The organism is Parahoeflea alexandrii, from assembly GCF_027214025.1.
Classification (GTDB): domain Bacteria; phylum Pseudomonadota; class Alphaproteobacteria; order Rhizobiales; family Rhizobiaceae; genus Hoeflea; species Hoeflea alexandrii_A.
This window is the reverse complement of record NZ_JAPWHB010000017.1, coordinates 17,885-28,593: the sequence shown is the minus strand read 5'-3', so window position 1 is coordinate 28,593 and position 10,709 is coordinate 17,885. Positions and strand designations below refer to the sequence as shown.

Below are 10,709 nucleotides of genomic sequence, written 5' to 3'. Positions count from 1 at the left end.
CCCCTGCCGGGCCACGCCTTGGCAGGGGCTCATGGCACCTGCGCAAAAGCAATTTCCAGACGTCAAGTTACAGTACCCGAACAAATCACGGAACATCTCCGAAGCAATATATTTAATTTCTTTCATAACACTCTCCCGAAGTCACAACGACGTTCCATATACAATACTATATATAGATAGAGTAATTTAAACGCCGACAGAATATTATTATGATAGTTACTTGCGGTACAAAGAAGTATAGTACCAAAACCAAAGCAATGGACATTTATGATGAGATTTTTCGCTGCACTCGCCGTCGCAATCGGCCGTTTGTTAATGGGAACGATGACCTCACTTGAGAAGCTGTTGTCATGGCCTTGGCGTATGCTTTCCGGCAGCAGACCAACGATGCCACACTACGAGCCTTCGACTCAGCCTCTCGAAATTCTGGAAGAGCTGGCCGCCAAGCGTGCCAAAGAAGCGGCCCCCGAGTTTAACAAAGACGGAATTTCCAGCGTCATGGCTTACACAAAGGCACTGCCTCCGAGCCGCCCTTCGACCGATCTAAGCGCTCTCAAGGAGGAAGTCAGGGACACGCTATTGTGCATGAGCGACGACGAGCTGAAAGCTTTATCGAGGGGCGGCATTCGTGCCGCTCGGCTCTTCGTCTCCGGTCGTGACCATGGCATCAATGGCGTGCCGATTGTCAGACTGAGCAAGCCCCCAATGACGGCCGCTGAGCGGTCTGAGTGGAAAGCTGACGCGCAGTCTATGAAGACGACACACTCCGTCGCTTTCCGTTGAAACTGAAAAGCCCGCAAATTAAGCGGGCTCTTTGTTGTCCTGATTTTCGTCGAGATGCTTGAGTAAATGGATACAGATTTCGGGTGTTTCATAGACGAGATCGCCGAAAAGCTCACGGAGTGCCACAAACTGCTCGTCCGTAACGTCACTCGGCACAAGGCTCATGACAGCCGTGCTTTCATGCGGTCGATGCATCCCTGACGCTGTGCGCATGCAGCAGTAAGCGACCGCACCTGAGCCTCCAGATCACGAACCCGCTGCATCGCGATATCGTTGACACGATCCATCGAGTCCGCATGAGCCACAGCGCTGGACAGAGCATCCCCATATGCGGCGTCATAGCGACGATCATTCGCCTCAATCTGTGCATTGATAAGACTGTTTGCCAAGCCAGTGCCTGCAGCCGCCAGAATCATCATTCCAGCGCCCATGCCCATGGTAGCGTTGTGTGCGGGTGATCCAAAATTTGACATGCGCCATCTCCTTATTCGTTGAGACACCTATGCCGGGCTCGTGGAATCCAGGCAAGGGGATGACGCGGATATAGCGATCGAAAGCTTACCACAGGCGCGGCATTAGAATTAAAAAACACCCCTTGGCTTTCATTCTCGATCCGAGCCCCCTGAGACGTAGAAGTCATCGAGGATCAGAAATGAGAATTGCCACATTGAACCGTCCCAAATTTGCGGGAGACTATTTGGTCTAAGTTAAGCGGCCACGGCACCCGTCGAAGATGTGTACGAACCTCACCTCCACGACAATCTTTCCCGATGGAAAGAGTAGCTAAGATCGCATTCATTTCCTTCTCTGCGAAATATTTCAACCGTTTTTTGCATTCGATTCATTTTGATGCGGAGTTATAAAATCAATATTACAACAATGAAACGTATTTTTGATTACATTGTTTTCAATATTGAACAATAATTATTATTGATAGACAATAATTTTATAGAATTCATTTCAACAAATCTCAGGTATACGCAAATTATAAACGAATATAGACGTGATTAATATGACGCTTTGCATGTTGTGAGAACGAACGTGGCAGATCAAGATTGCCCAAATTTGGCAATCGCACTCGCGGTCGAACAAGCACGCTTGGCTGATGGCGAGAAGGGCAAGTGGATTGATGACGTTTCAGACATTCTTGACGGCACTCGCTTCGACTTCAATCGGGGTAAGGGTTTCGAGACCTACCTCGCCTACCTTTTATATGATCAAGAAGAAGAAGAATGGCACCGTGAGCAAGAAGTTATTTCTGAACAAGAGAGCTGGTGTTCAGGTTGCCAGGCAATCTGAATAGCCGACACTCGCTTTGAACCGCCGGGGATTTGCCGGAGGTCGCCTCCAAAGACGCGACCAAAGAAAAGGCCCCCGGAAGGTAACCTCCGGGATCTCTTTTTGTCTAATATGACGGCCTTAGATGTATTATTTTCCCGCATTGAAAACGGCAAACATGATGAAAGCTGCGGAGGAAGGCAGAACCAGTTTGGATCGCTCGCTCGCAGCCCAAATGACGAAGTTGAGTGCCCCGGCGTCTTCAGTTTTTACTTCTGCTCAAAGCCACGTCGTACCAGTAGTGTGTTTCTCACCGAATGAGTTGCGGTTCATGGCAATACCTTGATGTGGTCGAACACCTCTCCATCGATACTTGACGTGGATGGAGAGGTGTTTCAGAAAAGGGGCTACTGCCCACCGTCTCGGCTACGTCGGACGGACAGCCGTATGGAGCGTCGCTTTCCCAGCCCGGTCAACTGCCAATACGTCATAGCTCGCGCTAGGATCATCGCCCATGCCCAGCGATCCAGATGGCATTGCAGGTACTGCCAAGCCCGCGATTTCAGGCCGCTCCGTCAACAACCAATTCACCGATTCAAGCGGCACATGGCCTTCTATGAAGTAGCCGGCCATGACTGCCGTGTGGCATCCCTGAAGTTCCGCGGAAATCCCATATTTCTGTTTGATCTCCGATAAATCGTCGAGGTCATGAATCTCGACAGCATAGCCAGCGTTCTGCATCGCCTTCGTCCATGCATGGCAGCAGCCACAATTTGGGTCTTTGTAGACGGTCATGGGCTCTGCAGAAAAAGCGTTTTTCGTAGCGAGAGATACGGCTGTTACTGCGGCCGCAGCGCGGATAAAATCTCTTCTCCTCATTGGTATCCTCCTTGTTTTTTGGACGTGAAGCTGCGCGTTGCAGTGACCACATCACACCTGTTTGACGAAATTGCTGATTTGGATAGGCGCGCTCGGCGCGCGTAGACTTACCTTCGCCTCGGAGCGGATGGTCCAGTTGCCAGCATCAGGCTGTCCACACACGACGACGCGGATTTACGACTTGAAGTCAGCTTCGTGGAGGACGGATTGGCGGAGCGGGCATAAATGAAGCCATTCCCAAATATGGCTTCCCATTGGAAATCACGGGCACCCAGTCGGAATCATGAGACCAAGCGACTGCGATCGTCTTTTGAAAGATGATGGCAGTCGTGCACAGCAATGGAAGAGGACATGTCTTTTGGCAGTCCCGTGAGCTCGGCATCTCATTTTGGCAACAGGAATCTCCCGCAGGAATTATCGTGTTCCCGATGCCTCCCATTCCCACTATTTTCCAAGACGCCATGGCGCTGTCCGCCACCACCAGACTGAAGGGACCAAGGATGATCCCCAGTAGGGCGGACACGATCAGTAGTTGTTGAATGACCTTCGCGAACCTCATCCATTTATTGTCGCATGTAGTCGCGGTGCTTGGAAGTGGTCATCCAGGGGCGTCCCGAGGTTCAATGCCGCAGCGCCCCCACCGCCTGAGATAAGGGCATTTGGGGATCAGACGTTGTCTTCGAAGCGGTACCGCGTTGTGAAAGTAGATTGATCGTCCATTGGCCTTGTCTGAGGACCGAGATGTGGGTGTCCAACGAAGATCAATCAGACTAGTGACCAATATGTCGACGGCTTAGCCAAAGCACGATCGGGGGGACCACCAACCACTGAAGGAGCGGACTCATGCCCGTTCCGAACGGAGGGACCAGCGGCATGAGATCGGAATAGGCCCAACGATGGGCAATCTGGGTATAGTAGTATTCAAAACCGATTGTCAGCGCCACACCCACACCGAGATAGACAAGAAATGGGAGTGTCTTGGGTGACATCAACCAGCCGCGCGATCGGGCCGAGGCGCTCGCAACCCAAAAGGCAATCAATGCAAAGCCGACATCACCGATGGTCGCCGAGGTGCATAGTTTGACGCCTTCCCAGTGGCGCAATTCCATCATGCCTATATAGGTGGGTGCCTGTAGATACTCCCAAACGAAATGCAGTAGGAACGAAAATATTACAATTCCGAATTCTGGTTGCCGAGTAATCCCGCTCATGAGCGATCCGCACCCCCGTTGTTGTTTCTCTTTGCCTGCAAACATCAGGAATGCGGGTTGAACTCTGGGCTGGCGCACCTTGGCTGGCTTGCAGGCGCGTACCGCGACGCGTCCCAAATTGCATGCCGTTATACGATATAGCCTTGATGCTAATTTGACCCATGTCAATGAAGGCAGGGGATTCGATGTGGTAGTCGTAATCTTCAATGGGGATTTGATAACGTGCCAACACGTCGAAACCACAGTTTGAAAGGAGGCCAGTTCACTTGGCAGACCCTGACGCTTGTGGTCATCGTGTCTCTGTACTTCTCCGCCATTTCCCTGCATCAAACTCATGCCAGCGAATTCTCAGGCATGCAGACGGTCGTGGTTTCTACCCATTCGCCTGATTCTGGAAACTCCGAACGCGATGCGTCGCCGCACTCACCGCAATGCGCGGACCAAATGCATTGCCATGCTGCGGCGATTTTGCCGTTTGAGGCATTGAGCCATGAAAACGCCGTAGCGGTCGCGATTTCTTCGATCCAGGCATTCGTGAAGCAGCCGTTTTCCAAGTTCCCATCTCCCCCTCCCAAAATTTCCTGACACGACGGATTCGTACTTCCGGCTGAGCTTGTTCCAGCTGCGTCAATAGAGCTGTCTGCTGTTTTTAGCGGTTCATCTCCTTTCACGCGAGCATGGCGGCCAACGGAATGGCGTTCGATGCCGACGGTTGAGTTGAATCGCTCACCAACGCATCTCCGCTATCCGCCGGCCACCTTCGTTGGCTCAAGCACAGTTCGGACAAAGCCGAAACGGCGAATGCGCATTCAGATTTGCGCGTGGAGCATGCAATGGAAACTATCCTCTATTTTCTCTTTTGGGCCGGCCTCATCTTCATCATGATGCGGTTTGGCTGTGGCGCTCACGTCATGGGTCACGGCAAGTCAGGAGCAACCCGCGACAAGCCGAGCAGTTCGGCGGCTGATGTCCGATGGACTGCCCCGGAGACTGACACTGACCCTGTGTGCGGAATCACCGTTCAGACACGAAACTCGAAGTCAGCCGTCCATGAGGGCCACGTCTACTACTTTTGTTCGCGGGAATGCCGCGAGCGCTTCGAGGCCGCGCCGGATTCCTATCTTGCTGAAGCTAAGGGAACCATCACAGACATGAGCGAGCAAGCTCATGGATAACCTTGCAAGAACCAATCAACCTCACCGGGCAGGCATACCTCTGCCCGTGATCCGTCCACCGCATATCCCAGTCGTCGCGCTCGGCATGAGCTTGGGCATTTTTCTCGTGGTGACGTTTGCGCTGTGTGTCGGCTTCGACCTCATCTTCCCCGGGCAGGCCATGTACCAGACGTGGCTGAAACTGCTTCCCGGTTTCTCTTGGTTGACTTGGTCAAGCTTTCTGCTCGGCGGGGTGGAGGCCTTTGCCTATGGCTGGTTCGTCGCGCTGATATTCGCGCCGTTATTCAATTATTTCTCTGCCCGTTGGGCACGTTGATGCAGCGCACAACAAAAGGAACTCAACTATGACGTCACCATTAAAGCTTTCTCTTTCGGCAATTCTCGCCGCCCTCCTGACTTCGGCGTCAGCGACGGCCGCGACGGTCTACATTGCTGATGGCAGCGCGGATCAAATCATCGTCGTCGATACAGACACTGGCACGGTCGAACGCAAGATCACCGGCTTGGATGCCATTCACGGCCTTTCTGGTGCACCTGGTGTTCGGTACCTCGTCGCCGGCAGCTATTCCGAGGTCAAAGGCACCGAGGCACCGGCACTCGCTAAGCCAGAAGGTGTGTCGGAGGACGAACATGCGGCCCATCACGCCAAACCTGCAGCGGGGGCGATGCCCAAGGACGCCGCGATCAGCATTCTGACCATCCTCGACGCAAAGTCTGGTGAGATACTGCGTCGGATCGAAGTGCCCGGCGCGGTCCATCATACTGCTGTTTCGCCCGACGGTCGTTACGCTGCAGCTACTCATCCATCAGGTGACGGGATAAGCATAATCGATCTCGAAACCTTGGCTTTCAAGGCCTTTGTTCCAACTGGATCGGCACCGAATTATGCCGTTTTTTCCGGAGACAGCGCTTCGGTTTTCGTAACCAATTCAGGCAACGGCACAATCAGTGAAGTCGATGTCGAGAAGGGATTTGTCAGACGCAATTTGCTTGTTGGTACAGCTCCCGAGCACGTGGTCATCTCCGGCGACGGGGCAACGCTATATGTGGCCGACGCAGATATCGGCAAAATCCATGAGATTGCGGTGTCCGATGGTGCCATTCTCCGCTCATTCGAGATTGGAGGAGAGTTGCACGGGCTCGACTTGTCGGACGACGGGAGCACGCTCTTCGTCAGCGGAAAGAGCGAAGACAAGCTTGTCGCCATCGATCTGCAATCCGGTGCGATGCGGACCGCTTCACTGTCGCCCGCTCCGTATCATCTGACAACGATCGACGGCACTGGCAAGATTTACGTATCGAGCCGCGACGAACCCAAAATTTGGATCATCAACCAGATCGATCTCTCGGTCATCGGCGAAATCGCCGTTTCCGGCGAGGGCCACCAGATGGTCGTGCTTCCGTAACTTCCCAACAAATCGTCCGAAGGAGATCATTATGTACAACATTCGAATTGGAAAAACCGCCCTAGTTGCAGTGGTTACGGGCGTATTCGTAACCGCGTGGCAGCCCAACCTAGCCGCCAGCCAGGAAACCGGAATGATGAAAGACATGATGGGTACGGGCTTGATGGTGCCGACAATGGACCCTGCGCGTGGAAGGCAGCTTTTCGCAAGCAAAGGCTGCGTTGTTTGCCACTCTGTGAACGGGGTCGGCGGTGAAGATGCGCCGCCGCTCGATGCGTCGACCATGGCGTTACCCATGAATCCGTTTGAATTCGCTGCGCGTATGTGGCGCGGAGCAGAAGCGATGGTCGCCATGCAGCGCGAAGAGCTTGGTGAGCCTATCAGTCTGACCGGCACCGAACTGGCCGACATCATCGCCTTCGTCCACGATGCAGAAGCCCAATCGCAGTTCTCCAAAAAAGACATTCCTGAACGCATCAAGAATTTGATGGGCACCATGGATTAGATGGGAGTCGGCGACCATCAGGAAAGCGGAACGGCGAAATAGAAAGCCGTTTTTGTGCGGCGCAAACAGAGAAATTGCCCGTCTCTTGCCAACGAGCAAACAATCGCAAAGCGGATTGAGCGACGTAAACGGCAAGCAGATGTCATGTCAGAAAAGATGGACCGAGGCGTCGTCCAAAGAATAGTGGGAAAAGCAAAATGCGATTCAAGGAAAACCTACCAAAATATTTCGTTATGGGATTTTTCGGGCTCGGACTGGTTGTTCTTATCTCAAAGAACTTCAAAACAGATTCGGAGACATCATACGCGTTGGCCGATCTGTCAGAAATATCTAATGAAGCGCGGGTCGGTCAGGCACTGTTTGGTTCCAATTGCGCTTCTTGTCATGGAGACGCTGGTGGAGGCACCGAAAAAGGGCCACCGCTGATCCATGATATCTACAATCCAGGGCATCATCCCGATGAGGCTTTCTTTAGCGCGGTAGCCAACGGTGTTCCTCAACACCATTGGCCATTCGGAAACATGCCGAAACTAGGCCAGGTGACACCTGACGAGGTTGCAAAAATAGTCGGCTACGTCCGCGAGATACAACTCGCCAACGGCATCACCTACAAACCGCATAAAATGTAACCGGAAGGGAATTGATTATGAAAGAGGAACAAGTGGACGATCAGGTCCCGGCCGGCTTTTCCGACACGGTTTACACCTGCTCTATGCACCCGGAAGTTAGGCGGACAGCGCCCGGGGACTGTCCAAAATGCCATATGCACTTGATACCCGAGGGCCCGACCGACGGTCATCAAGGACGCGAACACGGGAGTGGTCATAGCCACGGCGGGCGTGAAGCTATCAAGAACGAGAACGATGATCGCCAGTATGACAAGGTGCCATCCGATTACTCTGGCCCTGTCTACACTTGTCCGATGCATTCACAAGTTCGGCAAACCAAATCGGGATCATGTCCGATCTGCGGGATGGGGCTCGAGCTTGAGTCGTCAGCGATGGAAGGTGACGGACCAAATCCGGAGTTGGTGGACTTCACTCGCCGCTTTTGGGTCGCAGTGGTTCTGAGTATCCCGCTGCTTGTCTTGACGATGGGACCATATGTCGGTCTTGCCACTGTGCGTGAAATCCTGGGAGAACGAGCGACGCTCTGGATCGAATTGACCCTTGGCACGCCTGTCGTTCTCTGGTCTGGCTGGCCATTTCTTGTTCGCGGATGGACATCATTCCGAACGTTGAAGCTCAACATGTTCAGCCTGATCAGCATGGGCGTGATGGCTGCTTGGCTGTTCAGTATTGTCGCCGTTCTGGTGCCCGGCATTTTTCCGGATGGCTTCCGTAACAGTGAGGGACATGTCGGCGTCTATTTCGAAGCCGCCGCGGTGATTGTCACACTAGTCCTTCTTGGCCAGTTGATGGAACTTCGAGCGCGCGAAGGCACAGGACGAGCCATCCGCGCTTTGCTCGACATGGCAGCGAAGACGGCCCGCGTGATCCGGGAAAACGGGCGCGAGGAAGAAATACCGCTCGAAGAAGTACAAGTCGGCGATCGATTGCGCGTCCGGCCGGGTGACAAGGTGCCTGTTGATGGCATCGTCCTTGATGGTCGCTCCTCGATTGACGAGAGCATGATTTCGGGAGAACCCGTGCCGATTGAAAAGGTTGCGGACGATCCGGTGACTGGAGCAACAATCAATGGCACTGGAAGTCTGATAATAGAGGCCACACGGGTTGGCGCTGACACGATGCTTTCCCAGATCGTTGAGATGGTGGCAAACGCCCAACGCTCACGCGCACCTATCCAAAAATACGCCGACAAGGTTTCGGGCTACTTTGTGCCTATTGTTATAGGCGTCGCAGTGCTGGCCTTCGCTGCCTGGGCGCTTTTGGGACCTGAACCTGCGTTCTCTTATGCACTCATCGCCGCCGTCGCAGTACTCATCATAGCGTGCCCCTGTGCGCTCGGTCTCGCGACCCCGATGTCAATCATGACCGCGACAGGCCGAGGGGCTCAGGCTGGAGTTTTGATCAAGAATGCCGAGGCGCTGGAGCGGTTCGAGAAAGTCGATACGCTGATCGTGGACAAGACCGGTACTTTGACTGAAGGCAAGCCGCGTCTGGTCGCTGTATTGCCTGAAGGTGGCCATGACGAAGCCGAGGTCTTGCAGCTGGCCGCCTCTTTGGAACGGGGATCGGAACATCCGCTCGCCGAGGCGATAGTAAGAGGCGCAGAAGAACGGCATATCGAAATGGCCGCCGCCACCGAATTCGAAGCCGTCACAGGGATGGGTGTGAAGGGCGTCGTCAACGGCCGCCAGATCGCGCTGGGAAATTTGAGATTGATGACCGAGATGGGACTGGCGGCTCCGTCACTTATGGATAAGGCAAACGCTCGTCGCGACCAAGGCGAGACAGTGATGTTCGTTGTCCTCGATGGCACCATTGTCGGTCTGGTCTGCGTTGCCGATCCCGTAAAGGAAACGACGCCAGCAGCACTCAAAGCTCTGCACAAGCTCGGATTTCACATCATCATGGCCACAGGCGACAACGAACGAACGGCCAAGGCGGTCGCGGGACGACTGGGTATCGACGAAATTCGAGCCGATGTGCTGCCTCAAGACAAAGCACGGATCATTCGCGAACTTCAGGATATGGGCCGAAAGGTTGCCATGGCTGGCGACGGCGTAAATGACGCGCCGGCGCTTGCACAAGCCGATGTGGGCATTGCCATGGGCACTGGAGCGGACGTCGCCATCGAGAGTGCAGGCTTCACACTGGTTAGCGGCAATCTGGACGGGATTGTGCGTGCTCGGCGGCTCAGTAAGGCGACTATCCGCAATATCCGCCAGAACCTGTTTTTCGCCCTGGTCTACAATGCCGTCGGTGTGCCGATTGCGGCGGGATTGCTCTATCCGTGGTTTGGCATCTTGATTAGCCCGATGTTTGCCGCTTTTGCCATGAGTGCCTCGTCCATCTCGGTCGTTATGAATTCACTTCGTCTGCGAAGCCTCAGATTTTAAAGATTGCCACCCCTTGACCTTCCCATCGTGGGAAGCCCCATATCAGGCGAGCAGCTTTGAAAGGAAACAGAATGACCTATGAGTTCGACGTCAAAAATATGACCTGTGGCCATTGCCGCGGCACGGTCGAGAAAGCGATTAAAGCAGCTGATCCCGCCGCGATCGCAACGATCGACCTGGCCTCGAAGAAGGCGACAGTGCAGACCAGCCTTGACCCGGCAGTCATCAGCGACGCGATCAAGAATGCCGGATATCCGGTATCCTACGTGAAACTCTGATTGCCAATCCGGTCGCCCTCCGCAAATGCGTGGGGCGACCGTTTTTCAGTGAATCCTGCAACTGACTGCGGACGTCCATTTGAGTTCCACCGTAGGTCTGCTCAAATCAGGTGCGCCTCAGCCGTCCAACATATCAAGACCAAATTCGATAGCTTGGCAATTTGCGGGCCGC

13 protein-coding genes are annotated in these 10,709 nt (G+C 53.9%); 10 read left to right on the top strand and 3 right to left on the bottom strand.

All coding sequences use genetic code 11. From position 1 onward, the window contains the following. Positions 1-270: 270 nt before the first annotated feature. Positions 271-783, top strand: a complete 513-nt coding sequence (locus O4H62_RS26190; protein ID WP_269391835.1) for a hypothetical protein — start codon at positions 271-273, stop codon at positions 781-783. A 161-nt stretch (positions 784-944) separates the two neighbouring features. Here O4H62_RS26190 and O4H62_RS26185 read toward each other — a convergent pair whose 3' ends face one another. Beyond that, entirely contained in the window at positions 945-1,256 is a 312-nt protein-coding gene (locus tag O4H62_RS26185) for a hypothetical protein (RefSeq protein ID WP_269391834.1), read from the bottom strand. A 568-nt stretch (positions 1,257-1,824) separates the two neighbouring features. Between O4H62_RS26185 and O4H62_RS26180 the strand changes: the two genes are divergently transcribed. Next, complete coding sequence (locus tag O4H62_RS26180) at positions 1,825-2,082, top strand: hypothetical protein (RefSeq protein WP_269391833.1); 258 nt, start codon at positions 1,825-1,827, stop codon at positions 2,080-2,082. A gap of 405 nt (positions 2,083-2,487) precedes the next feature. Here O4H62_RS26180 and O4H62_RS26175 read toward each other — a convergent pair whose 3' ends face one another. Further along, on the bottom strand, positions 2,488-2,940 hold the full coding sequence (locus O4H62_RS26175; protein ID WP_269391832.1) for a DUF411 domain-containing protein: 453 nt from the start codon (positions 2,938-2,940) through the stop codon (positions 2,488-2,490). A gap of 770 nt (positions 2,941-3,710) precedes the next feature. Beyond that, on the bottom strand, positions 3,711-4,151 hold the full coding sequence (locus O4H62_RS26170; protein ID WP_269391831.1) for a hypothetical protein: 441 nt from the start codon (positions 4,149-4,151) through the stop codon (positions 3,711-3,713). 222 nt (positions 4,152-4,373) lie between these two features. Between O4H62_RS26170 and O4H62_RS26165 the strand changes: the two genes are divergently transcribed. The 8 genes from O4H62_RS26165 to O4H62_RS26130 all read left to right on the top strand — a co-directional run bounded on the left by O4H62_RS26165 (position 4,374) and on the right by O4H62_RS26130 (position 10,537). Then, on the top strand, positions 4,374-4,736 hold the full coding sequence (locus O4H62_RS26165; RefSeq protein WP_269391830.1) for a hypothetical protein: 363 nt from the start codon (positions 4,374-4,376) through the stop codon (positions 4,734-4,736). A gap of 248 nt (positions 4,737-4,984) precedes the next feature. Continuing rightward, on the top strand, positions 4,985-5,326 hold the full coding sequence (locus O4H62_RS26160; protein ID WP_269391829.1) for a YHS domain-containing protein: 342 nt from the start codon (positions 4,985-4,987) through the stop codon (positions 5,324-5,326). Then, positions 5,319-5,642 (top strand): DUF5676 family membrane protein, encoded by a 324-nt coding sequence (locus tag O4H62_RS26155; protein ID WP_269391828.1) that lies wholly within the window; start codon positions 5,319-5,321, stop codon positions 5,640-5,642. The genes O4H62_RS26160 and O4H62_RS26155 overlap by 8 nt, the downstream gene beginning before the upstream one ends. 28 nt (positions 5,643-5,670) lie before the next feature. Next, complete coding sequence (locus O4H62_RS26150; protein WP_269391827.1) at positions 5,671-6,732, top strand: YncE family protein; 1,062 nt, start codon at positions 5,671-5,673, stop codon at positions 6,730-6,732. 31 nt (positions 6,733-6,763) lie between these two features. Beyond that, positions 6,764-7,237, top strand: a complete 474-nt coding sequence (locus O4H62_RS26145) for a c-type cytochrome (RefSeq protein WP_269391826.1) — start codon at positions 6,764-6,766, stop codon at positions 7,235-7,237. A 197-nt stretch (positions 7,238-7,434) separates the two neighbouring features. After that, entirely contained in the window at positions 7,435-7,866 is a 432-nt protein-coding gene (locus O4H62_RS26140; RefSeq protein ID WP_269391825.1) for a c-type cytochrome, read from the top strand. A gap of 17 nt (positions 7,867-7,883) precedes the next feature. Then, a complete protein-coding gene (locus tag O4H62_RS26135; protein ID WP_269391824.1) occupies positions 7,884-10,259 on the top strand; it encodes a copper-transporting P-type ATPase in 2,376 nt (791 codons plus the stop codon). 71 nt (positions 10,260-10,330) lie between these two features. Then, positions 10,331-10,537 (top strand): heavy-metal-associated domain-containing protein, encoded by a 207-nt coding sequence (locus O4H62_RS26130; RefSeq protein ID WP_269391823.1) that lies wholly within the window; start codon positions 10,331-10,333, stop codon positions 10,535-10,537. The last annotated feature ends 172 nt before the right edge of the window (positions 10,538-10,709 follow it).

Excerpts from the sequence above, each read along its gene's own strand:
- O4H62_RS26190 (WP_269391835.1), top strand. The coding sequence starts at position 271 with ATGAGATTTTTCGCTGCACTCGCCGTCGCAATCGGCCGTTTGTTAATG.
- O4H62_RS26185 (WP_269391834.1), bottom strand. The coding sequence starts at position 1,256 with ATGTCAAATTTTGGATCACCCGCACACAACGCTACCATGGGCATGGGC.
- O4H62_RS26175 (WP_269391832.1), bottom strand. The coding sequence starts at position 2,940 with ATGAGGAGAAGAGATTTTATCCGCGCTGCGGCCGCAGTAACAGCCGTA.
- O4H62_RS26170 (WP_269391831.1), bottom strand. The coding sequence starts at position 4,151 with ATGAGCGGGATTACTCGGCAACCAGAATTCGGAATTGTAATATTTTCG.
- O4H62_RS26160 (WP_269391829.1), top strand. The coding sequence starts at position 4,985 with ATGGAAACTATCCTCTATTTTCTCTTTTGGGCCGGCCTCATCTTCATC.
- O4H62_RS26155 (WP_269391828.1), top strand. The coding sequence starts at position 5,319 with ATGGATAACCTTGCAAGAACCAATCAACCTCACCGGGCAGGCATACCT.
- O4H62_RS26150 (WP_269391827.1), top strand. The coding sequence starts at position 5,671 with ATGACGTCACCATTAAAGCTTTCTCTTTCGGCAATTCTCGCCGCCCTC.
- O4H62_RS26145 (WP_269391826.1), top strand. The coding sequence starts at position 6,764 with ATGTACAACATTCGAATTGGAAAAACCGCCCTAGTTGCAGTGGTTACG.
- O4H62_RS26140 (WP_269391825.1), top strand. The coding sequence starts at position 7,435 with ATGCGATTCAAGGAAAACCTACCAAAATATTTCGTTATGGGATTTTTC.
- O4H62_RS26135 (WP_269391824.1), top strand. The coding sequence starts at position 7,884 with ATGAAAGAGGAACAAGTGGACGATCAGGTCCCGGCCGGCTTTTCCGAC.
- O4H62_RS26130 (WP_269391823.1), top strand. The coding sequence starts at position 10,331 with ATGACCTATGAGTTCGACGTCAAAAATATGACCTGTGGCCATTGCCGC.